Annotated in this window: 25 protein-coding genes; 16 read left to right on the forward strand and 9 right to left on the reverse strand. The window is 33.4% G+C overall.

Annotation, left to right across the window (positions count from 1 at the left end; genetic code table 11):
* Nucleotide 1 precedes the first annotated feature (1 nt).
* The 6 genes from NRK67_10255 (at nucleotide 2) to NRK67_10280 (ending at nucleotide 5267) form a co-directional block, all read left to right on the forward strand.
* Nucleotides 2-988, forward strand: a complete 987-nt coding sequence (locus tag NRK67_10255) for a hypothetical protein (GenBank protein ID UUV19785.1) — start codon at nucleotides 2-4, stop codon at nucleotides 986-988.
* Nucleotides 948-1436, forward strand: coding sequence for a DUF2147 domain-containing protein (locus tag NRK67_10260; protein ID UUV19786.1), 489 nt, complete (start codon nucleotides 948-950; stop codon nucleotides 1434-1436). Before NRK67_10255 ends, NRK67_10260 begins: the two co-directional genes overlap by 41 nt.
* A complete protein-coding gene (locus NRK67_10265) occupies nucleotides 1423-2028 on the forward strand; it encodes a class I SAM-dependent methyltransferase (GenBank protein ID UUV19787.1) in 606 nt (201 codons plus the stop codon). The genes NRK67_10260 and NRK67_10265 overlap by 14 nt, the downstream gene beginning before the upstream one ends.
* Nucleotides 2029-2173: 145 nt before the next feature.
* Entirely contained in the window at nucleotides 2174-2806 is a 633-nt protein-coding gene (locus NRK67_10270) for a CoA pyrophosphatase (protein UUV19788.1), read from the forward strand.
* Between the two features lie 66 nt (nucleotides 2807-2872).
* Complete coding sequence (locus tag NRK67_10275; GenBank protein ID UUV19789.1) at nucleotides 2873-4120, forward strand: exopolysaccharide biosynthesis polyprenyl glycosylphosphotransferase; 1248 nt, start codon at nucleotides 2873-2875, stop codon at nucleotides 4118-4120.
* A 1-nt stretch (nucleotide 4121) separates the two neighbouring features.
* On the forward strand, nucleotides 4122-5267 hold the full coding sequence (locus NRK67_10280; protein ID UUV19790.1) for a glycosyltransferase family 4 protein: 1146 nt from the start codon (nucleotides 4122-4124) through the stop codon (nucleotides 5265-5267).
* Nucleotides 5268-5335: 68 nt separating this feature from the next.
* Here NRK67_10280 and NRK67_10285 read toward each other — a convergent pair whose 3' ends face one another.
* Nucleotides 5336-6799: an amino acid permease gene (locus NRK67_10285; protein ID UUV19791.1), complete on the reverse strand. Its 1464-nt coding sequence runs from the start codon at nucleotides 6797-6799 to the stop codon at nucleotides 5336-5338.
* Between the two features lie 534 nt (nucleotides 6800-7333).
* Between NRK67_10285 and NRK67_10290 the strand changes: the two genes are divergently transcribed.
* Together NRK67_10290 and NRK67_10295 are read left to right on the forward strand one after the other, a co-directional pair.
* The gene (locus NRK67_10290; protein UUV19922.1) at nucleotides 7334-8107 is read left to right on the forward strand and encodes a tRNA 2-thiocytidine biosynthesis protein TtcA; all 774 of its coding nucleotides are present in this window, start codon (nucleotides 7334-7336) and stop codon (nucleotides 8105-8107) included.
* A 42-nt stretch (nucleotides 8108-8149) separates the two neighbouring features.
* Complete coding sequence (locus tag NRK67_10295) at nucleotides 8150-9094, forward strand: tRNA 2-thiocytidine(32) synthetase TtcA (GenBank protein ID UUV19792.1); 945 nt, start codon at nucleotides 8150-8152, stop codon at nucleotides 9092-9094.
* Between the two features lie 52 nt (nucleotides 9095-9146).
* On the opposite strand, the gene NRK67_10300 is transcribed toward NRK67_10295, so the two are convergent.
* The 8 genes from NRK67_10300 to NRK67_10335 form a co-directional block, all read right to left on the reverse strand.
* Nucleotides 9147-9815 (reverse strand): deoxynucleoside kinase, encoded by a 669-nt coding sequence (locus NRK67_10300; GenBank protein ID UUV19793.1) that lies wholly within the window; start codon nucleotides 9813-9815, stop codon nucleotides 9147-9149.
* Between the two features lie 30 nt (nucleotides 9816-9845).
* Nucleotides 9846-10439: a Holliday junction branch migration protein RuvA gene (ruvA, locus tag NRK67_10305; GenBank protein ID UUV19794.1), complete on the reverse strand. Its 594-nt coding sequence runs from the start codon at nucleotides 10437-10439 to the stop codon at nucleotides 9846-9848.
* A gap of 44 nt (nucleotides 10440-10483) precedes the next feature.
* Nucleotides 10484-11392: an RluA family pseudouridine synthase gene (locus tag NRK67_10310; protein UUV19923.1), complete on the reverse strand. Its 909-nt coding sequence runs from the start codon at nucleotides 11390-11392 to the stop codon at nucleotides 10484-10486.
* Between the two features lie 169 nt (nucleotides 11393-11561).
* Entirely contained in the window at nucleotides 11562-13022 is a 1461-nt protein-coding gene (locus NRK67_10315) for a TrkH family potassium uptake protein (protein ID UUV19795.1), read from the reverse strand.
* On the reverse strand, nucleotides 13019-14395 hold the full coding sequence (gene trkA / locus NRK67_10320; protein UUV19796.1) for a Trk system potassium transporter TrkA: 1377 nt from the start codon (nucleotides 14393-14395) through the stop codon (nucleotides 13019-13021). The genes NRK67_10315 and trkA overlap by 4 nt, the downstream gene beginning before the upstream one ends.
* A gap of 229 nt (nucleotides 14396-14624) precedes the next feature.
* Nucleotides 14625-15020, reverse strand: a complete 396-nt coding sequence (cdd, locus tag NRK67_10325) for a cytidine deaminase (GenBank protein ID UUV19797.1) — start codon at nucleotides 15018-15020, stop codon at nucleotides 14625-14627.
* A gap of 153 nt (nucleotides 15021-15173) precedes the next feature.
* Nucleotides 15174-15872, reverse strand: a complete 699-nt coding sequence (gene deoD / locus NRK67_10330; GenBank protein UUV19798.1) for a purine-nucleoside phosphorylase — start codon at nucleotides 15870-15872, stop codon at nucleotides 15174-15176.
* A 16-nt stretch (nucleotides 15873-15888) separates the two neighbouring features.
* The gene (locus tag NRK67_10335; GenBank protein ID UUV19799.1) at nucleotides 15889-17154 is read right to left on the reverse strand and encodes a phosphopentomutase; all 1266 of its coding nucleotides are present in this window, start codon (nucleotides 17152-17154) and stop codon (nucleotides 15889-15891) included.
* A gap of 256 nt (nucleotides 17155-17410) precedes the next feature.
* Here NRK67_10335 and NRK67_10340 point away from each other — a divergent pair, with 256 nt between their 5' ends.
* The 8 genes from NRK67_10340 (at nucleotide 17411) to raiA (ending at nucleotide 26771) form a co-directional block, all read left to right on the forward strand.
* A complete protein-coding gene (locus tag NRK67_10340; protein ID UUV19800.1) occupies nucleotides 17411-18451 on the forward strand; it encodes a TetR/AcrR family transcriptional regulator in 1041 nt (346 codons plus the stop codon).
* Nucleotides 18452-18561: 110 nt separating this feature from the next.
* The gene (gene uvrA / locus NRK67_10345; GenBank protein UUV19801.1) at nucleotides 18562-21387 is read left to right on the forward strand and encodes an excinuclease ABC subunit UvrA; all 2826 of its coding nucleotides are present in this window, start codon (nucleotides 18562-18564) and stop codon (nucleotides 21385-21387) included.
* Between the two features lie 134 nt (nucleotides 21388-21521).
* Nucleotides 21522-21779 carry a 30S ribosomal protein S15 gene (rpsO, locus tag NRK67_10350; GenBank protein ID UUV19924.1) on the forward strand — a complete coding sequence of 86 codons (258 nt, stop codon included), beginning with the start codon at nucleotides 21522-21524 and terminating at the stop codon, nucleotides 21777-21779.
* A gap of 97 nt (nucleotides 21780-21876) precedes the next feature.
* The gene (locus NRK67_10355; GenBank protein ID UUV19802.1) at nucleotides 21877-23043 is read left to right on the forward strand and encodes an ABC transporter permease; all 1167 of its coding nucleotides are present in this window, start codon (nucleotides 21877-21879) and stop codon (nucleotides 23041-23043) included.
* Nucleotides 23044-23115: 72 nt separating this feature from the next.
* Entirely contained in the window at nucleotides 23116-23805 is a 690-nt protein-coding gene (locus NRK67_10360) for an ABC transporter ATP-binding protein (GenBank protein UUV19803.1), read from the forward strand.
* A gap of 95 nt (nucleotides 23806-23900) precedes the next feature.
* On the forward strand, nucleotides 23901-24806 hold the full coding sequence (locus tag NRK67_10365; protein UUV19804.1) for a phosphate butyryltransferase: 906 nt from the start codon (nucleotides 23901-23903) through the stop codon (nucleotides 24804-24806).
* Between the two features lie 32 nt (nucleotides 24807-24838).
* On the forward strand, nucleotides 24839-25906 hold the full coding sequence (gene buk / locus NRK67_10370; protein UUV19805.1) for a butyrate kinase: 1068 nt from the start codon (nucleotides 24839-24841) through the stop codon (nucleotides 25904-25906).
* Between the two features lie 319 nt (nucleotides 25907-26225).
* Nucleotides 26226-26771, forward strand: coding sequence for a ribosome-associated translation inhibitor RaiA (gene raiA / locus NRK67_10375; GenBank protein UUV19806.1), 546 nt, complete (start codon nucleotides 26226-26228; stop codon nucleotides 26769-26771).
* Nucleotides 26772-26898: the final 127 nt, after the last annotated feature.

Consider the following 26898-nt stretch of genomic DNA (forward strand, 5'->3'; position numbering starts at 1 on the left):
GATGTATACAACTGGTAAATTTTTGAAACAGCTTTTAAAATCAAACAAGATATACAACAAAGTAGTAAAAGAAATAAAAAAAGATCTCTCAGAAGTGTCTTTTTTTGACGAAATAGAGATACATGAAGAAAATTTAAAAGAGAATTTTAAAAAGAATTTTTTCTCTATATTTATGCTGAGTTTAATAGAACTTTTAGAAACTGAGAGGGAAGATATGATTAAATATGGAAAATGTTTATTCTATCTTAGAGGAATAATAACCTGTACAGATAATATTATAGATGATGAGAGTAAGGGAGTCATATTTTTAAATGGGATAGATGAGAAAACAACAGAAAATACCCTGTTGACCCTACTACTTCAAAAAAATCTGGAAAAAATTATCTCTGAATTAGACATAAAAGATACAGGGATGAGTAATGCAGTACTTGAAAGTGTATATTTGATAGCTAAAAGTGAGGGGATGAGAGAGAGATCTATATATGAAAACTACCCAGATTATAATTTTATTTCCCATAAGATTCATAGCGGAATAGGAGGAGAGCTGTTAAAAATAGGTGTTCTTGTCCCACTATATCAGGAAAAAAATGGTGAATTTAAGGATATATCAAGGGCTTTATATAATTTAGGGCTATCTTTACAAGGGTTGGATGACATCTGTGATATGGGGGAGGATTTTTCTGCTCAAAAGATAAATTTAGCCACTTCATTTTTCATGGATAGATTAAAGATAGATGAGGAGACAGCTGCTGGTTTGGATATCTTAGATACATCTGTTACAGAGGAGTATTTACAGAGAATTATGAGTTATTCTATGGAAAGTTTTAATATATTGGAGGAGATAGGTTATCCAATCAATAAAAAATTAGGTATGAAATTACTATTTCACCTATTTAAGATAAGGGGATTAGAAGACCTTTGGAAGATTTATAAGGAGGAAGAAGAGGATGAAAAAACTGATTTTGGGATTTATGCTTTTAATGACTAGTTTGACCTTTGCCCAAGATGGATATACAGGGTATTGGATGATGCCCGAAGGGAAATTTATCATCCATATTGAAAAAACTGAAAACAATGAATATATAGGTCAGGTTGCCTGGCTGAAGGATCTTTACTACCCTAAGGGAGATAAGATGGAAGGGATAGAGCAATACGACAGAAATAATCCAGATAAAACCATGAGGATAGAGAGCAGAAAGGTTATGGGGCTGCCAGTTGTAGGAGAATTATTTGAAAAAGATGGCAAGTTACAAGATGGATGGATCTATGACTCTTGGAATGGAAAACTATATCATGGGAGTGCTAAATTATTGGATGAAAATACTCTAAAGCTGAGAGGGTCATTTGATAAGTGGGGAATTTTTGGATTGAGTCAAAAGGCTAAGAGGGTAGTGGACCTGAAAAAATACGGGATACTAACTGATGAAAAAAAATAATTATAGTGAAAGATCTAAGGTTTTTTTTAATAGAGTTGCAGATACGAATTATGGCAATTCAGAAAAATTAGACAGATATATCCTAAAAAATATAGTTGTAGATGATGAAACAACCGTTCTTGACTTAGGTTGTGGTGATGGAAGATTTTTACAAAAATTAAGGGGTTTGAATTCAAATAATACTCTCTATGGACTGGATATATCTGAAAAAATGCTGGAGACAGCCAGATCTAAAAATATAGAAAAATGTAAATTTACTCTTGGGGACAGCACTTATTTACCCTATGGCAATGGAAGTATAGACATGATAGTCTGCCTGAATTCATTTCATCATTATTCGACTCCAGATTTGACTCTAAAGGAGATAAAAAGAGTTTTAAGTTCAGATGGAAGGGTAGTAATAGGGGATATATTTACCCTGCCAATTATCAGAGAGATAATTAATTTATATCTGCCATATAGCAGAAGTGGAGATTATAAGATGTATTCTAAGAAAAGTTTGGATAAAATATTTAGTGCAGAAGGATTTAAAAATCAAAACTTTTCTATAGTATCTCCCTGGCTATTTGTGTCAGAATATAAAAAGAAATAAAAAAAATCATCCTCAATGGGATGATTTTTTTTGATAAACTATTAATTTTATGTAGTGGGAAATAATATTTTTTTAATATAGTAATAAGTATAGAATGGTGATATACTTTAAATATTAATTTTTTTTAATAAATAGGGGGATTACAATGGATAGGGAAAGGATACGGGAAAAATTAAATGATGGAATAATTGGCAGGGAAAAAAATTTTAATAGTGCAGTACTTGCTAGTATTATAGAGATAGACGGAAAGTATAACTTTATTTTGGAAAAAAGATCGAAAAACATAAGGCAAGGTGGAGAGATAAGTTTCCCCGGGGGAGGATGGGAAGAAACAGATAAAAATTTTGAGGAGACAGCCATAAGGGAAACTGTAGAAGAACTGGGAATACTACCTAAAAACATAGAGATACTGGGGAAATTGGGAACTCTAATAATCCCTGCCGGTGTATTGATAGAGGTATATGTAGGAGAGATCCTATGCAGGGTAGAAGATTTAAATATAAATTTAAAGGAAGTGGATGAAATCTTGATAATTCCCATAGATTATTTTAGAAATAACCCTCCTAAGCTTGAAAAAATAACTGTACAGATGCATCCACACTATGAATTAGACGGAAAAAGAGTAGAATTCCCGGCTAAATATTATAATTTACCTGAAAAATATCATAAACCTTGGAATGGAAGGGAGAGAGAGGTATATATATATGAGTATCATGGGGGAGCTATTTGGGGAATTACAGCAGATATAATTTATGAAATTATAAATAAAATAATTTAAGAAACAGGAAAAAATATTTAATGTTTGTAAATTATTGAGGTAAAATAAAAATAAAGGCGGTAGGGTATGATAAATGAAATAAAAGTACTGACAACGATAAAATTCTTGCTATACTTGGTGTTGCTGGGAGTATTTAGAAATGGTATGAATGATACAGTTGTAATAGATATAGTTGTTACAATGGTTATCTACTACTTATTTAACAGCTATTTTATAGAGAGGGATATAGATAAACTATTAGTGATTGCATTTGTTAATATAATCAACTTCATAATAACAATAAATAGTTTACCTCTAACAATAGGAATAACTATCTATACCTTGATGTTTTTATATCAAATTTTGAGTAATAAATTTCTAAAAAAGCATCTAAAACAGGAAAAATCTATCCTTATAATTGGGGAAACAGAAAAAAAGCCCGAAGCATTAAAACTTATCGAAGAGAGCGATGATTATAAAGGGGTTCATCATTTTTTTAAAGATGACCTATCCCTATTTGATGAGAAAAATTTCATGGGATTTATAAAGGATAAAAAAATCCATGAGATCTTGGTATTGGATAAAGATTTAAAAAATCAAGTGGTAACAAATATATTGAATGTAAAGGTTACGGGGATTAAAATTTATAATTATTATGAGTTTTTTGAGTATATAAGAGGGCAGCTTCATTTGGAGGAGTTAGATGAAAAGAAACTCTTGTTTGATCATGGGTTTGGTGTATACCACAACCAATTTCAAAAACAACTGAAGAGAACCGTAGATATAATTTTAGCTATATCGGTGGCTATAGTAGTAGCTCCAATTGTAGCAGTAGCCGCACTGATTGTAAAGCTGGAATCCAAAGGGCCTGTATTATTTAAGCAGGATAGGGTAGGAGAGGGAAACAAGGTTTTTAAGATGATTAAATTCCGTTCAATGAAACTTCATGATGAAAATGCCCACTCAAAATATGCAGGAAAGACGGATTCGAGAATAACTAACTTTGGAAAAATAATGAGAAAAACCAGGATAGATGAACTGCCTCAACTTTGGAATGTTATAAAGGGAGAGATGAGTTTTGTTGGCCCACGGGCTGAGTGGGTCAAGTTAGCCAATGAATATGAAAAAAATATTTCTTTTTTCCCGCTTCGACACACAGTCAGACCGGGGCTGACTGGCTGGGCTCAAGTAAACTATCCATATGGGGCTTCAGAAGATGATATGAAAAAAAAATTGATGTACGATCTTTATTATGTAAAACATCAGACTGCAGGGATAGATCTAGTGATCTTATTAAAAACTGCTGGTGTAGTATTTTTGGGAAAGGGGCAATAATATGAATAAAAAAAAGGGAACAGGTGGGAAAAAAAAGATAGGAATGGTAGTAAATGAAGCTTGGAATATGTATAATTTTAGGGGTGGTTTGATAAAAAAGTTGATACTGGAGGGGTATGAAGTTGTAGTGATTGCTCCGACAGATAAGTTTGACGAAAAGTTAAAGAGTTTAGGAGCTAAAGTGGTAGATGTTGAGATAAATTCCAAGGGTACCAATCCAATAGAAGATTTAAAGTTGATATTTGCCCTCCGTAAAATATATAAGAGGGAAAAATTAGATATAGTTTTTAACTATACTATAAAACCAATAATCTATGGAACTATTGCCGCTAAACTTGCAAAAGTCATACCAATAGCTGTGACAACAGGTCTGGGATATGCATTTATAAAGGAAGGGAAAGTAACCAAGGTAGTTGAAAAACTATACAGGTTTTCCCTTAGATTTGCCAAGGAAGTCTGGTTCTTAAATGAAAATGATAAGAAGGTATTTTTAGAAAGAAAATTAGTTGATTCGGATAAAACATTTGTCTTAAATGGAGAGGGGATCGACACCGATTATTTTAAACCTCTGAAAGAAACAGGAGCAGTCCGTAAAATAAAGTTTTTAATGATAGCCAGAGCTCTCTGGGATAAGGGAGTAAAGGAATATTGTGAGGCAGCTGAGATTATAAAGTCTAAACATAGGGACAAGGAGATAGAATTTCTATTTTTAGGAAGGGTAGGAGCACCGAATCCATCAGCTGTTCCCAAGGAATATATAGAAAAATATCATAATGAAGGGACAATTAACTACTTAGGAGTAGTTGATGATGTGACTGCAGTAATTGAGAAGTCCTCCTGTTTTGTGCTGCCTTCATACAGGGAAGGGATTTCCAGAGTGATAATGGAAAATGCATCTATGGGAAAACCTATAATAGCATCAGATGTCCCTGGATGTCGTGAATTGGTGGATGATGGGAAAACTGGATACCTTTGCACACCTGGGGAGTCTAAAGATCTGGCTCAAAAAATAGAGTGGTTTATAAATCTGCCTGAGGAGAGAAGGGCAAAGGCAGGGAGGTTAGGGCGACAGAAGATGATAGATGAATTCTCTGAAAAAATGGTAGTAGAAGTCTACTCAGAGAAATTAAAAAAATGGCTCAATTAATATTTATCTTTAAAATTAGAAAACCCAAACTAGATCATCTAAATCTAGTTTGGGTTTTTTTAAATTACTTATACTTCAGTATTTAAAGCTTCTTTTAATTTATTTTCTTTCTTTGCAATCTTAGGAAGGATAAATCCTAAACCTACCAAAACTAAAGGTGTTAAAATATTTAGAGTGATCTGGAAAAACCATTCAGATGAAAATAATATAAGACCCTTTGGGAAGACCCCCATTAAACAGGCAAAGGCTGTAAAAGCGAAACACCAAGCTCCTACAAAGAAGGCAATTTTATCATTTTTAATAAATATATAATCACTGTTTTTAGATCGGTCTTTATTTCTCTTAAATCCTCTAAGTGCCATATAAGCTAAGAATACCCATAAATATCTAAGAGGCATAACTATAGAGTTAAGATCTAGCAGCCAGTTATATAATGTATTCATATTTCCAATTCCAATAGCAGGAATTATTATTAAGATACTTACCAGAACACCTGTTAATTTGTATCCATTAATAGGAGCTCCGTATTTATTTAATTTAGCAAATGATTTTGGAATAAAGTTTCTGTCTGCATCTCCTATAAGGATCTTAAGGGGAGCATCTATAGAGAACATAAGAGCTGATATTTGAGCTAATGTGTTTGCTATTGCAAATAGTATGATTAAGAAATTTCCGACACCATAATACTCTCCTAATAGTTTAAATGCATAATACTGTCCATTCATCTTTAAATCAGTAGGGATCAGATTACTATTAAACATCATTCCCATAGCTACTGAACCTAAAAGTGCAGAGATTCCTACCATGATAGCTAAGGTTAACATTCCCTTAGGGAAGTTTTTAGAAGGATTTTTAATTTCCTTTACATAGGGAGATAATTTTTCACATCCTCCTACAGCAAACACTAACATTGAGATAGTAGTAAAATACTTAAAATCAAATGAAGGCATAAGTGTAGATGCATCCCATGTTGTTGTTGCAGATTTAAGATCTACAAGAGAGGGTGCTGCCAGCATCATTAGAATATATAAGATTCCCATGATAAACATAGCTGTTCCTGCCAATGCTCCAATTCTTTTTAAAGAAGTGACACCACGGGAAGCAATCCAAAGAAAAATTATAAAAATAACTAAAACAACAGATTGTAATAGAATAGGATTTACACCTTTAACTAAATCACCATCCTGAAAAAATACCCAGCTGAGAGCTACTAATATACTCTGTGGTTTTTGAGCTAAATAAGGTACATGTACTACCCAGTATGTCCATCCTGCAAAGTAAGCTAACATTGGTCCATATGTAGAACCTATCCAGCTTGAAACTCCTCCGCTCTTATCCTTGAAAGCAGAACCCATCTCTCCAACCATCAACGCATAGGGAACAAAATATAATGATAATATCAATATCCACGAAACAACAACTGCTAACCCTTGATTAGCGTAGTTATTTACTACATTTCCAAATCCCCAAACAACTGTAAATCCCATTAAGGCTAACATTTTCCAACTTGTTTTCTTACTACTACTGTCCATTTATATCTCCTTTTGTAAGTGATTTGTGCTATATAAATATCCTATCATGACGAATTATGATAATAAAAATATATTATTTAAATGATTTAGTTATTTTAATTAAGTTTTAAGAATCTTTGTAATGTATCCGTTAAAATTGTATTTCTTATATGGTATAAAAAATGAAAAAAGTTATATATATAGAAACTATTTTTCTTTAAAAATAATAACAATATATGATATATATATGAATTAGGAAAAAAACTTAATAAAAATATTCAAAAAATTAAATTTTTTCATTAAATCTTTCCTAATCTAGTCAACTTTTAGAGGGTATGATATAATAGAAGTAAATATAATTATAAATTAAACCTCAATTTTCTTTTAGATCAGATAAAAAAATCGGCTGTTGTTGTCCTGGTTTTTTCTGGCTTTAAAGAATCAGTAAAAAGACGAGGTTTTTAAATTACGTATGGAGGAAGAATTTTGAATAAAAATTGTGAGATATTAGATGTGGAAAATACAGATTTAAATGGATTTGAGAGTCGTGGAAAGATGGCTACTGACAGCTTGAGAAAAACCTATAGAAAAGAAATATGGAGAAAATTTGTAAAAGCCATAAAGGATTTTGATTTGATTGAAGATGGGGATAAGATAGCTGTAGGAGTATCAGGAGGAAAGGACAGTCTTTTACTTTGTAAGCTGCTTCAGGAATTAGCCAAGGATAGAACTAAAAATTTTGAGCTTAAATTTATCTCTATGAATCCAGGGTTTGGATCTATGGATATAGAACAGTTCAAAAAAAACTTGGTGGAGTTAGAGATTCCATGTGAGATTTTTGATGCCAATGTCTGGGAAGTGGCTTTTGAAGAAAACCCGGAAAGTCCATGTTTTCTATGTGCAAAGATGAGAAGGGGAGTACTATATAAAAAAGTGGAGGAGTTAGGATGTAATAAACTAGCTCTGGGACATCATTTTGATGATGTAATCGAAACTAGTTTGATAAATATGTTCTATGCCGGAACTATAAAAACTATGATCCCCAAGGTAAACTCTACTAGTGGGAAACTATCTATAATCAGACCTTTGGTCTATGTAAAGGAAGCTAATATAATAAACTTTACTAAATGGAATGGGATAAAACCAATGAGCTGTGGATGTCCTGTAGAAGGGGAAAAAACTGATTCTAAAAGAGCAGAATTAAAAAAATTGTTGGAAACTTTAGAAGCTACAAACCCTAATATAAAGCAGAGTATATTTAATTCTATGAAAAATATAAACTTGGATTATGTGTTTGGTTATACAAGGGGAAATAAGAAGGATAAGTAAAAATTGAAAGGATATTACCTAAAAAGCAGATGAGGAGTCAGGATGAAAATAGAAAGAATTGAAGAATTAGATAATTTAAAGTATGAAAATTTTAGATTTCAAATTATAGAAAATGAACTGATTATAAAAAATATCGGGGAAAAATATGAGATAAAGTTTCCTTTAAATGAAAAAAGAAGGGTAAAAACAGCTGAATCCATAGAAAAGCTTACAGGTTTAAAATTAAGGTTTTCAAAGTTAGACGGTAGGGAGATCACATCTTATATTGAGTCTAAGGGTTTTAATAAGAGTATCTGGAGTCTGGCAGGAAAGGCTATGTGTGATTATAATATGGTTGAAGAGGGAGACAGGATAGCTGTAGGAGTATCGGGAGGAAAGGACAGTCTTACCCTTCTAAATGTATTGGTTCGTGTAAAGATGATAACCAGGGTGAACTTTGAGATAATCCCTATTCATATCCACCCCAAGCAAAAAAGTATTGCAACAAATGAAATTGAAGATTATTGCAGATCTTTAGGGTTAGAACTAATCGTAGAAGAAACTAATCTAGAGGATATCTTGTTTGGAGAGGATAAGATGAAAAATCCTTGTTTTATGTGTGGACGTATGAGGAGGGGAATCCTCTACAGAATGATGAAGGAAAAAAATATTAATAAATTAGCTTTGGGACACCATAAAGACGATATTATTGAAACATTTTTACTAAATACTTTTTATCAGGGGAATTTGGGAGTAATGAAACCCAGGTATATGTCAAAGGAACATGGGGTAGAGGTTATAAGACCTATGGCATATATAGAGGAAAGTACCATAATCAGGTATGCCCGTAGGATAAAGTTACCCATATTAAAATCTGAATGTGAATATGAGACAAGTAAAGATTCCAAGAGGTTAGAAGTAAAGGAAATGATCGAAGAGTTGAGTAAAAAAAGTGAAAATATCAGGAGTGTAATTTTAAATAGTATAAAGCCGTTGCTGGCAGATTAAATAAAAATAGGTATTTTCTATAATTAGAAAATACCTATTTTAAAATTACTATTTATTTTGAGTTGATCTCATCTAATCTTGCTTTAACTGTATCTATAAACCATTTTCTATCCTGGGGATTTTCTTTTATATCTACATTATCCACATTGATTCTCAAGATATTTGAAAGATTATAAGAGTTGAAATAACTTTCATAGTTTTGATTCAAACTTTCCCAATAAGTCCTAGGAACAACCTTTTCGTAATCTCTACCTCTTCTAGAGATCTTCTCAATAGCACCTTCTACAGATGACTCTAAATAGATCATTAGTTTAGGAGGAGACAGATGTTCCAGCATATTATAAAGTAACTCTTCATAGAGTTCAAACTCTTCAGGTGTCATATCTCCATCTTCCATAAGCATCCTAGCAAAGATAACATCACCATAGATACTCCTGTCCATAACACAACCATCTAATAGATTAGCTTCCTTTATCATCTTAAATCTCTTGTTCAAGAAAAATATTTGAAGGGGAAAGCTATATCTTTTTTTATCATAGTAGAATTTATCCAAAATAGGATTATTTAAAACAGGTTCTTCAAACAATGAAATCCCTAATTCTTTAGCTAAAATATCCCCTAAAGTACTCTTTCCAGCTCCTACAACACCGTCAATACAAATTATTCCGTTCATGTCATCTCCATTTAATTTAGTTTTTTTAAAATATTCATTATAATACATAATTTCCTCACAAAATTTATTAATATAAAATTATTTACTTATCTTTCTTAAGATATCTTTTATAGCCATTTCTATAGAGTCATATGATTCTATATCCTTAGAAGTGACAAATTTATCGATATCTTTTTTAGAATATCCAAGAGCACCTAAAGCCAGGTAGATATCTTCTTCTAACTGAGCCTTGATACTACCAGTACCAGAATCAATATTGTCTACAAGTTGAAGGTTTTTCATCTTATCTTTCACATCAACTATTAGTTTTTGAGATTTTTTAGCTCCTAATTTAGGAACCTTAGTAAGTAATTTTGTGTCCTCATTGGCAATTATCTGTTTTAGATCGTTAATAGTGAATGTAGAGAGGATAGCCAAACCAAGTGACATCCCTATTCCATTTACATTGATAAGGATCTCAAAGAAATCTCTTTCTCTCTCCTCAGCAAATCCAATTAACTTAAACATATCTTCTTTTACATGATTGTAGATATACAGTCTTGTAGTTTCATCTAGTTTAATTTTATCTAAAGTTTGAAGGGATACAAATACCTTGTAACCTAAACCATTTACATCTATGGCAACATAACCCATTTTTTTTATGGTGATCTTACCATCTAAATATTCAAACATTTTAACCTCCTGTAATTTAGGATAGGATGCAGAAAAGAGTGGGGTTATCTCTTTCTCATTCTTTTAAATACTTTTTCAAAACTAGCAGGGATCTTAGTTTCAAACTTATATTCTTTTCCTGTTATTGGATGAATAAACTCCAAAACTCTAGCATGTAATCCCATTCTTTTGATTGGGTTTCCGTCAGCACCATACTTTTTATCTCCTACAATTGGATGCTTCAGGTCCTGCATGTGGACTCTGATCTGATTTTTTCTACCAGTTTCTAGGGATGCCTCTAGTAGTGTGAAGTTATTAGTTTTCTTGATAACTTCATAGTTTGTAATAGCTTTTTTACCGCCGTTATCTGTTTTACTTGAGTAAACTACAAATGCAGTGTTCTCCTTTAACCAAGATGTGATAGTTCCCTTATCATCTTTAACTTTTCCCTCTACTAATACAGAGTATTTTCTGCTGACAATATATTTCTTCCAGTCACTTTGTAATAGTTGTTGAGCTTCAGCAGTTTTAGCGAACATCATTATTCCAGAGGTATTTCTATCCAGTCTATGAACGATAAAGATTTTGTTCTTAGGATTGCTTGATTTAACATGATCCTTCAACTTATTATAGGCAGTATTTTCATCTCTGCCACCAGTAGATACTGAAAGGATCCCTGCATCTTTATTTGCAACTATGATATTATCATCTTCAAATAAGATTTGAACTCCCTGCATCTTCTTTACATCTCTATCCTTATTCCAGTTGATTTTTACCTCTTGACCGATAGTTAAGACATGGTTGTACTGGCTGACCATTTGGCTATCTACAGTTATTTGACCATGGCTAAGTAATGATTTTAAATTATTTTTACTCTTTCCTTGCAGGTGGAAAGCTAAAAATTCCATTAATTCCATTTTTTCTTTGACTTTTAATATTGTATCTCTTTTTATTTTCATATTTTTTTTCAAAATAAATCTCCTTGTCTTACATTTTTTTATTTACCTATAATTATATCATTTTATCAATAGTTTAGCCATGAAATTTTAAGAATATAAAAATGCTGATGATTCCCACCAGCATTTTTATATTCTTATTTATTTTTTTATTCGTAGTCACATAAGAACATTCATAAGGAATGGTCTATCTCTTTCTAAATATTACAGAATAAATTAATATTAAAACTGAATATATCTCCAGTCTGCCTAAAAGCATACAAAAGATAAGGATTCCCTTGCTGTATGGATCAAAAAATCCAAAGTTTTCAATGGCTCCTACTCGAGCTAACCCTGGTCCAATGTTTCCAAGGCAAGAGATAGCAGCAGTAAAACTTGTGATAATATCATATCCCATTCCTGCCAGGAAAAGTGTAGATCCAGCAAAGATAAATACGAATAATATTGAAAATCCCAAGACATTTCTAACTACGTAATTTTCTACATGTTCCTCTCCTACTCTCAGTGAGAAAAATGCTCTAGGATGTGCTAATTTTTTAATTTCATTGTATAGGTGTTTAAATAGTATCAATATTCTAATTTGTTTCATTCCGCCACCTGTAGATCCAGCACAACCACCAAAAAACATAAGTGCCACTAAGAGAAGAGCAGAAAATGAAGGCCATAGATTAAAGTCGGCAGTCATAAATCCTGTCGTAGTAGTAATAGATACCACTTGAAATGCAGAATCGAGGAGTGCTCGACCATAATTTACAGTATATTTTTCTATCCCTGAAGAAAAATATATATTCAACGAGATCAAGATAGTTGTAATAGTAATTACAGCTGTATAAAATCTTAGTTCACTATCTTTAAGAAAATCTCTAAATCTTCCTTTGATAAGGTAAAAATGAAGTGCAAAGTTAACCCCGGCTAAAAACATAAAGATAGTTATAACTATCTCTATATAAACGCTATTGAAACCTGACACAGAGCTATTTAATGTAGAAAAACCACCTGTAGCTACAGTAGCAAATGAATGGTTAACAGCTGTGTAAAGATCCATACCGCCAAACATCAAAAATATAGTTTCAATAATAGTAAGTCCGATATAGATAAGCCACAAAATCTTAGCAGTATCCTTTATCTTAGGACTTAGTCTATCTTTTGTAGGACCTGGAACCTCTGCATTATATAACTGACCTGGAGCGATCCCAAACATAGGTAAGATAGCAATGGTGAATAAAACTATTCCCATTCCACCCAGCCAATGAGTCAATGATCTCCAAAACAACAATCCTCTAGGAATAGATTCAATATCGGATAAGATAGTAGACCCTGTGGTAGTAAATCCTGACATTGCTTCAAAAACACAGTTTATATACGGCCCAAAGGAACCATGGAAAAAATATGGCAGGCCTCCAAAGAGGGCGGCCAAAATCCAGCCCAATGAAACACTTGCAAACCCTTCTTTAGCTTTAAATTTTTTATTTGATTTAAATATAAATATAAAGGCTAATCCGGTAATTAAAGTTATTCCAATAGAAAGAGCTATAGCACTGAAATCTCCTCCTCCATAATGAAATGAGATCATAAGGGGAAAGGTCATCATAATGCCTAAGATAAGTAAAAGATATCCCTGTACTTTTATTATTAAGCTCCAGTTCATCTTCTACCTCCAAATTTTGGGGCAGTAAACATCTTTTCTACCTCATAGATTGATTCAGGAAGCAAGAATACAATAACTTTATCTCCCATTTTTATTATGTCATTTCCAGTAGGGATGATAACGTTATTTTCTCTAATTATCACACCTATTATGGATTTTTTCGGGAAAATAATATCCTTTATAGGAGTATCTAAGATAGGTGAATTTTGAGTAACATTTATACCTATTGTCTCTGCATCAATCTCTGTAAATGGAGAGACTGAGAAAAGATCAGTTTTTCTGGTATGTTTTAATATATCTCCAATTGTAAGTGCATGGGGAGAAAATACAGTATCGATGGGATCAAGGTTGTTGATCAAGTTTACGATGGAGCTGTTTTTTACCATACACATGGTTTTAGAAGCACCATATTTTTTTGCTGTAAACGCCGATAAGATATTATATTCATCGTTATTACTCATACTGATTACACAAGAATCTTCAATAGAGACTTCATCCATCAAGTGGGAATCAGTAGCCGACCCATTCATAATAAGAACATTATCTAGTAAGAAACTTAATTTTTTACATCTGAACTTATCCTCTTCAATGATTGTGATATTCTTCTTTGATTTGTTGAGAGCCTTAGAAAGTTCGATGGCATGTTTAGTTCCACCAACGATAATTATATTTTTTAAATTCATAGGACTGGAAAAATGTTCTTTAACTATTTTTTTTACAATATCTGTCTTACCTACTAAATATAATTTATCTTTAGGATAGATTACATCCTGCCCCTTTGGGACGATAAGCTTACCCTCTCTTTGTATGGCTACCAACCTAACTTTAGAAAAAATATTATCTCTTGAAGAAATTTCAGAGATAGGTATCCCCTTGTGCCTAAAGTCCCTTTTAACCTTAACTCCTACCAATTGAGCCATATTATCTGCGTAGTTCATAATTTCAAATATATTTGGATTATTCATAAGTTCCATAATTTTCGCAACAGTAATTTCTAGTGGTTTTATAATAGTTTCTATCCCAAAATCATCAGGAGAAAGATATTCCTCGTTAAAATACTGGTAATAACTGTCGATTTTACAAGTTATAGAGATATTATTTTTACAGCATTTTTTTACAATACTACAAGCTATAAGGTTATCCCCATCACTATTTGTAACTGCAATAAAAGAGTCGGCATTTAAGATATTTGACTCAATAAGAGTATTGATGTTAGTTGCATCTCCCTGTATGATCATGGCATCCAATTTACTTTGTAATGTTCTGATTAGTTGTGGATCTTTTTCTAAAATTGTAACGTCATGGTTTTCATAGATGAGTTTCTCGGCAATCTTTACTCCAACGTCTCCCCCACCAGCAATAACTATTTTCATTTTATTCCCCCAGTTTATGTATACAATGCTTTTAAGCAAGACATAAATATTAATTTCAATCATTCATTATATAGTCATTTTAAACTACTGTCAATAATATCAATATTTAAAAGATTAATGGTGAGCTTAAAGATAAGAAATATGCACTCTATAGTGCTAAAAAAATTTAAGTACAAAAAAATCTCCACTAAAAGTAGAGATTTATAATGACTTTTATGATGAAATCACCTTATAATCTAAATCCATAGGGGAATAGATCGGTAAACTTTACCACCTTATATTCTTTTTTCATATTTGCCATTATGACAATAGTATCTTCAGTAGAAAATTCATTTATAACTTGTCTGCAAGCACCACATGGTGAGATAGGACCCTCTGTCTCTCCTACAACGGCTATAACTTTAATCTTCTTCATCCCTTTGGAAACAGCATGGAAGATAGCATTTCTTTCCCCGCACATGGATAATCCATAAGATGAGTTTTCTACATTACACCCTGAATAGTGGTTACCTCTATCGTCGATCAGAGCAGCTCCTACCTTAAAATTTGAAAATTTTGCATATGCACCTTTACGAGCTGCGATAGCCTCGTCGATTAATTCCAATATCTCTTTTTCATTTAACATACTCTCACCTCTTTTTTTATTTACAAAAATTTAAATTATCCCTAATTAGATGCAACGTCACATTGCCTAAGGGTATCAAAAGGCATACCAAATGGTATGCCCTTTGTATTATAACATATAATTTTGTTTATTATGACCTGGCGTCACCTGTTTTTATAAAGTTCCTAATGCTACTTCGATCATTCCACCAAAAGTAGTCTGTCTTTCAGCAGAAGTAGTTTCCTCTCCAGTCACTAAGTGGTCAGAGATAGTAAGCAGAGTAAGAGCTTTTACTCCATGTTTAGCTGCTACAGTATATAGACCGGCAGTCTCCATCTCAACACAAAGTACACCGTATGATGCCCATTTTTTATAGTCATCGAAGTTATCTCCGTAAAATTCATCTGAAGTAAATACATTTCCAGCTTTTACTTTGATGTCTTTTTCTTCAGCGGATTTAATAGCCTTCATCATCAGATCAAAATCAGCTGTAGGGGCATAGTCTGCACCGTTAAATCTGATTCTGTTTAATCCTGAGTTTGTAGAAGCTGACATAGCTAAAACAATATCTCTGACTTTGATATCTTCTCTATAAGATCCGGCAGATCCTACTCTGATTAGGTTTTTCACTCCAAAGTCTTGGATCAATTCATTTACATAGATAGAGATAGATGGAACACCCATACCAGTTCCTTGAACAGATACTCTTTTACCTTTATAAGTACCAGTATATCCATACATTCCTCTAACTTCATTATAGCACACTACATCTTCTAAAAATGTATCAGCGATCCATTTTGCTCTAAGTGGATCTCCTGGTAGTAATACTGTTTCTGCGATATCACCTTTTTTTGCGTTAATATGTATACTCATCTTCTATTTCCCCCTTTTATTTACAACTGCATTTATGATTTTTTCCGTGATTGTGGTGACCGTGATGATTACCGTTGTCACAACATTTAAATAGATCTTTAGCAAAACTAGTACCAGGCAGTTCATTTGAATCTAAGATAAGCTCCTCAACAGTAGAAGCTATATCAGCAAATGATTCTCTGTCTCCTAAGTTTACTCCTTTTTTCAATCCATGTCCATATGTAAGGACAGGAATATATTCCCTGGTATGATCTGTTCCTTCATAGGTAGGGTCGCATCCGTGATCGGCAGTTAATATGAGAAGATCTCCATCTTTCATAGCATCTACAATCTCAGGTAGTTTATTGTCAAATTCTTCCAGTGCTTCCTTGTATCCTTCCGGGTTTCTTCTGTGTCCAAAATTCATGTCAAAATCAACTAAGTTTGTAAAAATAAGTCCCTTAGTATCCTCTTTGATGGCTTTTATAGTTTTGTGGATACCGTCCATGTTATCAAGATTTGTTCCACGAGTATCAGTCACTCCTGCACCTGCAAAGATATCATTTGTTTTTCCAACAGCGACTACATCTAAACCTTTATCTTTAATCTTATCTAAAAGTGTGGCCTTTGGCGGAACTACTGAATAGTCATGCCTGTTAGGAGTTCTTGCATAGTTTCCTACACCATCTCCAAGATAGGGTCTTGCAATTACTCTGGCTACAGGAGCCATCTCATTGCATATTTCTAGTGCTATTTCACAGGCTTTATATAGTTCTGCCAGAGGAATGTCCTCTTCGTGGGCTGCTATCTGCAGTACGGGGTCAGCAGAAGTATAAACTATCCAAGCTCCTGTTTCCTTTTGTTCAACTCCATAATCATCTAAGACTTTAGTCCCTGAATATGGCTTGTTGCAAAGAACTTTTCTTCCTGTTCTTTTCTCTAATTCATCCAGGACTTCTTTTGAGAATCCATTTGGATATGTTGGGAAAGGTGTCTCGTTGATTATTCCAGCAATCTCCCAATGACCTGTTGTGGTATCCTTTCCTTTAGAAGCTTCTTTAGCTTTTCCATAGGCTCCAAATGATTTTCCACTGCAGCAATCTGTAGTTTTGGCTACGCCCTCTATATCTGTTAAGTTTCCTAGACCTAATCGTTCCATATTGGGTAGACTGATTCCACCTGTAGAACTTGCAATGTGACCAAAGGTGTTTGCCCCTGCGTCTCCATAATCTTTAGCATCGGGTAATTCTCCTACACCAGCACTATCAAGTACGATGATTATAGCTCTATCTATATTTTTCATAACTACCTCCCTGTGTTTTTATTCTTTTAATCATTCTATAACGATTAATCTGCGATATATAGGACAAATGTCTTTGTTTCTTCAACTTGGTGTCTATATATCTATAATTTTAAAATGTCCGTTCTTTTCTATTTTAATTCACTATTATATTCTACTCTTTTTTTTATAAAAATTAAGAATTTATTTTAAAAAAATAGTTGAAGAAGGAATGTGATTAAATTTTGGTATATTTTGTATGTAGGAGGTGGGCAGTAGGATGGAAAATCAAATTATGATTAGCGGAAAAAAATTATTTTATAAAAATGGTTATTTTAAAACTAAGATCTCTGATATAACAGCTGATATAGGTATATCTACGGGGAATTTCTATACTTACTACAGCTCTAAAGAAGTACTTTTAGATAAAATTTTGAGGGAACAATTAAATATTTTAAACAGGGAATTCAAGATAGCTGTGGATATAGATGGTAGTCTGCCGGAGATATTAAATAATTTTTTTATTACAACTATTAATTTTGTAAAAAATATGACCTCACTGTATATTTTAAAGGGGGAAGTTGAAGAAAATATCAATAGATTTAAAGATTCAACTATTAAAATTATAAAGGAATATGATGAAATTTTATCCCACTATATCAAGATAATTATCTTGAAAGAATCTGTGAACTTAAAACAATTAGATATAATAGTGTCCCTTATAAATATTCAGACTAAAACATATATAGCACACCTTATAAAGGAGAAAAAAATAGAATATTTAAATACTAAAAGTTTGAAAAAAAAGGCTGAGATATTGACCTCGTTATCCCTTTCAACCTGTACTGTATTTAATTTAAATTTTGAAAATATCAATAAATACGACACTTTGACAGGGGTATATTCGGAGGAGTACTTCATTAATTTCTTGAAGGAGTTAACTTTAGTCAATGAGATGGATGATGCGGCTTTATTTTTGGTGTACCCCTTGAGGTTAATAATAAATAAAAAAGATTTTTTTTCAGATTCAATATTAAAGGGTATATCTGATGTTTTGAAAAAATATACAAAATCAGATGATGTTATAGGCATTCTAAATAAAATTTATTTTATCATATATATGAAAAAAATAGGGGGAGAGGAGGTCAGGGAGTCCATTGAAAACAGATTGAAAAAGATGTTTGAAAAGGTAGAAAAGAAATACTCTAATGGAGGGGATTGTGCAATACAAATAGAGTTTATCTCTCTGAAAGAATCAATGTCTTATACCATAATTAAATCAAAGATAGATGAAATTATATATAATGAAACAAAAGAATAAAAATTAAGGGGATCTAAAGGTTATTCTTTTTGGTCCTTTTTATTTGTAAGATTAAATATGAATGGTGTAATATAGTTATAGACATAAAGAATATAAAAAAGGAGGAAATTGTGAATAATAAAATTATTATTAAAGGAGCACGTGAACATAACCTTAAAAATATAAATTTAGAGATACCCAAATATAAATTTGTAGTTATTACAGGAGTAAGTGGCAGCGGAAAATCCTCCCTTGCCTTTGATACAATATATTCTGAGGGGCAGAGGAGATATGTAGAGAGTTTATCAGCTTATGCCAGGCAATTTATCGGACAGATGACGAAACCGGATCTAGATAGTATAGAGGGATTGTCACCGGCAATTTCAATCGAACAGAAAACAACCAATAAAAATCCCAGATCGATAGTGGGAACTATGACTGAGGTATACGATTATATGAGATTACTCTATGCCCATATTGGAACGGCATACTGTCCCATATGTAATTCCCCTGTAAAAAAACAAAGTGTAGATGAGATTGTTGATACTATTGTTGAGAAGGGGGAGTTAGGAGACAAACTCCTCCTCCTGTCACCAGTCATAAAAGATAAGAAAGGTACCCATAAAAATTTATTTATCAATTTAATAAAAAAAGGATTTGTGAGGGCTAGAGTAGATGGAGAGATCCTATATTTAGAAGATGAGATAGACTTAGACAAAAATAAAAAACACAATATAGAGGTTGTAATAGATAGGTTAATAATAAAAAAAGAAACTGAGTTTTTAACCCGGCTGACAGATGGAATAGAGAGTTCTATCGGGTTATCTGAAGGGAGAGTCATAGCCAATATAAACGGCATAAACCACTCTTATAGTGAAAATTTTACTTGTCCCAATCATGAGGATATTGAGATACCTGATATCAACCCTAGATTATTTTCTTTTAATGCACCCTATGGGGCATGTCCAGAGTGTAATGGATTAGGGAAAAAACTGGAGATAGATGAAAATAAACTGGTAATAGATGAAAATAAATCCATTAATGATGGAGGGTTGTATATACCCGGGGCTTCCAGTGCCAAGGGGTATGTATGGACAATATTTTCTGCTATGGCAAAAGCCTTTAAGATAAATTTGGATAAACCTTTAAAAAAGCTGACTAAAAAAGAAAAAAATATTATATTTTATGGAAGTTCCGGGAAAAAATTCAAAGTTGATTACATTGGACGGGAATTCAGCTATAACGGGATGAAGAGTTTTGAAGGAATAGTCAAAAATCTAGAGAGAAGATACTATGAAACCAATTCTGAATCTATGAAAGATGAGATAGAGAACAAATATATGATGCGTAGAATCTGCAATAGGTGTCATGGGAAAAGACTTAGAGATGAAGTACTGTCTATTACAATCAATAAGATGAATATTATGGATGTGAGTTTTTTAAGTATAAAAGATTGTTTAGTATTTTTTAATGAGCTTATTTTGAATCCTAAGGAAGAAACTATTGCCAAGGATATATTGAAGGAGATAAGGGAGCGTCTTAACTTTATGATAAATGTAGGTTTAGATTATCTGAGTCTTGCCCGGGAGACAAGAACCCTCTCTGGAGGAGAATCCCAGCGGATCAGACTGGCTACCCAGATTGGAAGCGGACTGACAGGGGTACTCTATGTATTGGATGAACCTAGTATAGGTCTGCATCAGAGGGACAATGATAAATTGTTAAAAACCCTTAACAGACTTAAGGAGTTAGGGAATACCTTGATAGTTGTAGAGCATGATGAAGACACCATGATGCAGTCGGATTATATCTTTGATTTAGGACCTGGGGCTGGAAGATTTGGTGGAAAAATAGTAGCCAAAGGAACTCCTAAACAGATTATGAAATCTAAAAAATCTCTCACCGGGAAATATTTAAAGGGCGAGATAGGGATAGAAGTTCCCGCGAAAAGACGGAAATCTAAAGAGTATTTGGAATTATTGGGAGCTTGCGGGAATAATCTAAAAGATGTGGATGTAAAGATACCCCTTGGGATAATGACAGCTGTCACAGGAGTCAGTGGCAGTGGTAAGTCTACTCTAATTAATCAAACCCTATATCCTGTGCTGTTTAACAGTTTGAATAAGGGGAAGTTATATCCGTTAAACTACAAAAAAATAAAGGGGTTAGACCATCTGAACAAGGTCATAGACATAAATCAAAGTCCCATCGGCCGGACTCCCAGATCCAATACAGCTACCTATACCAAGATATTTGATGATATTCGTGGAATATTTGCTGAAACCCGTGAAGCTAAACTCCGTGGATATCAAAAAGGAAGATTTTCATTCAACGTTAAAGGAGGCCGGTGTGAAGCCTGTCAGGGAGCGGGAATCATTAAGATTGAGATGAACTTTCTGCCTGATGTATATGTGGAATGTGAGGTGTGTAAGGGGAAAAGATATAATCGTGAAACTCTGGAAATAGAGTATAAAGGAAAAAATATATCTGAAATTTTGGATCTCAGTGTAGGGGATGCCTACGGACTATTTAACAAGATCCCGTCTCTAGAGAGAAGATTAAAGGTATTGATAGATGTAGGGTTGGATTATATAAAATTAGGTCAGCCTGCCACTACCCTGTCTGGAGGGGAAGCTCAGAGAATAAAACTGGCAACAGAGCTGTCTAAGATGAGCAGGGGTCATACAATCTATATATTAGACGAACCTACTACAGGACTTCATTTTGAGGATATAAGAAAGTTACTAGAAGTCTTGAACAGGCTGGTAGATAAGGGGAATACTGTTATTATAATTGAACATAATTTAGATGTGGTAAAAACCGCTGATTATGTTATAGATATTGGTCCTGAGGGAGGGGACGGTGGCGGTGAGATCATAGCCAAGGGTACTCCTGAGGAGATCATTAAATCCAAAACTTCATATACTGGAAAGTATCTAAAAAAAATATTGGATTAGATGAAGGTTGAAAACTTCTACTTTACAAAATGTTATTATTTTGTTACAATACCTTAAATTCATATCTAGGTTTTGGGGTGTCGCCCTTGGCTTGGTCTGGATAATTTAATTTTTAGGAGGAACAAACAATGGCAATGAGAACTAAAGCAGAAATCATTAAAGATTTCGGAAAAACAGCAACAGACACAGGATCTACTGAGGTACAAATAGCTATATTAACTGAAAGAATCAATCACTTAACTGATCACTTAAGAACTAACAAGAAGGATCACCATTCTAGATTAGGATTAATGAAAATGGTTGGTAAGAGAAGAAGATTATTAGACTACATGATCAAGAAAGATTTAGATGGTTACAGAGCGTTAATCTCTAAGTTAGGAATCAGAAAGTAATTAATTAGACAGGTCTTGGACCTGTCTTTTTTTTATTGTACAAACAGTTTTTATGTTGTATAATTTTGGTAACAGACGGAGGGTGATTAACATTAATATGATAGAATTTTTTATAGCTAAAAAGCATATTTTAGAGAGAAAAAGACAGAGTATAATAGCTATATTAGGCGTGGCTATTGGTGTAACGGTACTTACAGTTTCCATAGGAATAGCCAATGGGTTGGATAAAAATATGGTAGACAGTATATTATCAATAAGCTCCCATGTAGTGGCTACAAAGGAGGGGGAAGCTATAGATGATTATAGGGAACTCCAGACACAGATAGAATCGATAAAAGGTGTAAAGGGGGTAGTCCCACAGATATCCACCCAGGGAATATTGAAATATAATGGTATTTTTGGCTCATACGTTTCAGGGGTAAAGATAAATGGGTTGGATTTTGACGATGCCAAGACAGCCATGAGTTTAGATAAAAAAATAGTTGCAGGAACAATGGAGATAAAGAAACCTACAGAATTTCTCATAGGGAAGGAACTATTTGATCAGCTGGGAGCGAAATTAGGAGATAGAATCACTGTAGTATCTGCTGATAATAGGGAGATGCATCTGACTATAGTGGGAGTCTTCCAATCGGGGTACTATGAATATGATACTACTATGATAATAGTTCCGCTTCGGGCAGTACAAATTTTATCCTATACTGGTGATACGGTCACTAGTTTAGAGGTTTTTTTAGATGATGTATATAGTGCAAACAAAGTGTCGGGACAAATTCAGACGAAAACCAATATGAGTACAAGGACCTGGGGAGATTTAAACAGGAATTTACTAGCTGCCCTGTCCCTTGAAAAAACAGTGATGATCTTAGTATTTTCATTGATTGTAATCATTGCAGGGTTTGTAGTATGGGTAATATTAAATATGCTGGTTAAGGAAAAAACAAGAGATATTGGAATAATGAGATCTATGGGATTTAGCAGCAAAAATATAATGAGAATATTTATGTTGGAAGGGCTGTTTCTGGGATCCCTCGGAATCATGATTGGACTCGGTATATCAGGCGGTATCCTCTGGTATGTAAAGGACAACACGATAAATCAAATAACCAATATTTATTACTTAAATAAGATACCTGTAGAGATAACTTCTAAGGAAGTGCTGGTAATAGTTGCGGCAAATATAGTTATTATATTTTTATCAAGTATTTTCCCGGCTTATAAAGCGGCAAAGTTAGAGGTAGTCGAGGCATTGAAGTATGACTAATATTTAGAACTTAGTCTATATTAAAAATAAATTCGCGGGCAAAAAAAGGTTTTAAAAATAGGAGTTGAAAAGATGTCTGATATAATATTAAAGATAGAGAAATTGAACAAACGTTATAAGGATAAAAAAAGAGATATACAGATATTAAATGATTTGGATTTTGAGATAAATAGGGGAGAATTTGTTTCGGTACTTGGAAAATCCGGTTCAGGTAAAACTACATTTTTAAATATGATCGGGATGCTGGATAGACCGGATTCCGGAGATGTTTATTATGCAGGTAAAAATGTAAGTGTGGCACATAGTTCAAAAATAGATCTTTTAAGAAATGAGATGCTGGGATTTATATTTCAATTTCATTATCTTTTACCGGAATTTTCAGCTCTTGAAAATGTTATGCTGCCAGGACTTATCGGGAAGAAAAAAAATCGGGAAGAAGTAAGGAAAAAAGCTGTAGAATTACTTACAGAGATGCAGTTAGGTGATAGGTTGGATCATAAACCTACTGAGCTTTCTGGAGGAGAAAAACAGAGAGTGGCTATAGCAAGGGCAATGATAAATGAACCTAAGATAATATTAGCTGATGAGCCGACAGGAAATCTAGATGAAGAAACTAGTGAGGTAATTCATGACCTCTTGAGAAAAATCTGCAGAGAGAAAAATCAAACTATAATAGTGGTAACTCATAGTACGGAATTAGCAAATATAACAGATAAAAGGTATCATCTGACCAAGGGAAAATTAGAGCTGGTAATTGATTAACTAAAAATTTTGATTACAAACTAAAATCTTATAATTACTTTATTGGAGTAATTATAAGTTTTTAGTTTGTATGAAATATAACCGAGGGGGGCAAGATGAAAAATTTTGAAGAAATACTATCTAAAGCACAACAGCAAGGGGAAAAAAAAGTTATTTCTGTAGCTGTAGCTCAAGATAGGGAGGTTTTATTATCAGTTGAGGAAGCTAGAAAAAAAGGTGTTGTAGATGGAATATTAGTAGGAGACTCTGTCAAGATAGAAAAAGTGGCCGAGGAACTGAACATAGACCTGTCTAACTACAGAGTTATCCACAAAACAGATGATGTAGAAGCTGCCAGACAAGCTGTAATAGAGGTATCTAGTGGAAGAGCAGATATGTTGATGAAGGGGCTAGTTGATACAAGTGTGGTTTTGAAAGCTGCATTAGACAGAGAAGTTGGTCTTAGAGGAGATGGGATACTGTCTCATGTTGCTGTATTTGAAATTGAAAACTATGACAGATTATTTTTTATTACAGATGCAGCTATGAATATAGCTCCAGATGTGGAAGCTAAGAAAAAAATAATAGATAATTCTGTAAAGGTAGCTCGTGCTTTGGAGATAGAGGTTCCAAAGGTGGCTTGTATTTGTGCTAAGGAAAAAATGAATCAAAAAATGCCGGATACAGTGGCTGCACATGAACTGGAAGAGATGAGCAAAAGGGGAGAGATAGAAAATTGTATAGTAGGAGGACCTTTTGCACTGGATAATGCTGTGTCAATAGAGGCTGCTAAACATAAGGGGATCGATCATGAAGTAGCTGGGATGGCAGATATTTTATTGGCTCCGGATATCGAAGGCGGGAATATCCTATATAAATCTATATCTTACTTTGCAAGATCTAAGGGAGCAGGATTGATAGTAGGAGCTACAGCTCCAATTATTCTTACTTCTAGAGCAGACAGTGAAGAAACTAAGTTAAATTCTATAATATTAGGAGCAATGACAGCAGGAAAATTATAAATTTATATATGGTCCATAGGGGGGATAAAGAAATGAGTTACAAAATATTAGCAATTAATCCAGGGTCTACATCTACAAAGATAGCGATCTATGAAAATGAAAAGGAGATCTTTGAAAAAACTCTGAGACATACTAATGAGGAGTTAGCACCATTTGAAAATATTTCAGATCAATTGGAGTTTAGAAGGGAAGTTATCTTAGATGCGGTATCTGAATCAGGGATAAAAATCGAAGAATTAGCAGCTATTGTAGGTAGAGGCGGATTGTTAAAGCCAATTGCTGGTGGAACTTATGAAGTAAATGAAGATATGCTGGCAGATTTAAAGGTTGGAGTATTGGGAGAACACGCTTCAAACTTAGGTGGGAGGATAGCTCATGAGATAGCTTCTACGATCTCAAAACCTTCGTACATTGTAGACCCTGTAGTGGTAGACGAGTTAGATGAAGTAGCCAGAGTATCTGGTATTCCTGAATTGGAAAGAAAGAGTATTTTCCATGCATTGAATCAAAAAGCAGTAGCCAGAAGAGCTGCTAAAGAGATGGGTAAATCTTATGATGAGTTAAACTTAATTGTTGTACATCTTGGAGGGGGAATCAGTGTAGGAGCTCATTCAAATGGTAGAGTTATAGATGTAAATAATGCACTGGATGGAGATGGACCATTCTCACCTGAAAGATCAGGACAACTTCCTATTGGAGATTTGTTAAAGATGGCTACAAGCGGTAAATATGATATGGACTTTATAAAAAAAAGAATCAAAGGAAATGGTGGGGTAGTAGCATATTTAAACACCAATGACATGAAAGAAGTTACTGATAATGCTGAAAACGGAGATGAGAAATCAAGCCTGATTGTAAAAGCTATGGGATACCAGGTAGCTAAAGAGGTAGGAGCTATGGCTGCTGTACTTTCTGGGAAGGTAGATGCAATAATCTTAACTGGAGGAATCGCTTATTCTAAGAAAATAGTAGGAGATATCACAGACAGAGTTTCATTTATAGGAGAGGTAAAGGTGTATCCTGGAGAAGATGAGATGCTGGCTTTGGCTGAAGGTGGTTTAAGGGTATTGACAGGGGAAGAATCTCCTAAGAAATACTAATATATATAATTTATCAGAAAAAGGGTTCCCATAATGGGAGCCCTTACTTTTATAGTTTGATAAATTAAACTTGTAAGGGGCATCACCAAGTTTCCTAATTGATAAAAGTAACACTAAGGGATCTAAAAAAATTAGGAAATATAAAAAAATAAAAATCTAGATCATGCCTATCTGAATGTGATGTTACATTGCTTATTTTTATATAGAAATTTATTTTTTTAAATTAAAGTAGGAAAATCAAAAAAATGAGGTATACTTAAATTAAGAGGAACAGCTAAAACCTCTGAATACATAATTTCTAATAAAGGAAGTGAAGTCTATGAGAATGATTATAAGCGGGAGACATTTAGAAGTTACACCAGGAATAAGAGCGCATGCTGAGAAAAAAATAGGGAAAATTAAAAAATATTTTGATCAAATAGCGGAGGTGTATATCACTCTTTCAGCACAACACGTAAAAACAGGGAAGGTTCATACAGCAGATGTATTAGTTTATGTAAATGGTTCTAAAATAAAAGCTACAGTAGAAGAGATAGATCTATATGCTGCAATTGATGAGGTAGTAGATGTACTTGAAAAACAACTGACTAAACATAAAGAAAAATTAAGAGACAATAAACATGCTAAAGCTCTTAAGAAATTTGATTATAATGCTGAAACTGGAAATATAACAAGGGAAAAGACAAGTAGGATCATCCCTACTAAGATAATGGCTAAGCCTATGGAAATAGGAGAGGCTATCTTACAGATGGAAACTATGGGTAAAAAATTCTACATATTTATGAATGCTGAAACAGAGGAATTAAATGTAGTATATAAAAGAAGAGACGGAGATTACAGCCACGTAGAAGCTGGATGGGAATAGGAATAACTGAAAAGGGGTTAATCATACCGATTAACTCCTTTTTTTCTTGTTTTTATCACTGTAAATAAACCCCAAATCATGGTATATTTTGATGTGTTATAAATATTTAAAGAAAAAATAATTTTTA

Source organism: Fusobacteria bacterium ZRK30 (genome assembly GCA_024628785.1).
Lineage (GTDB): Bacteria > Fusobacteriota > Fusobacteriia > Fusobacteriales > Fusobacteriaceae > Psychrilyobacter.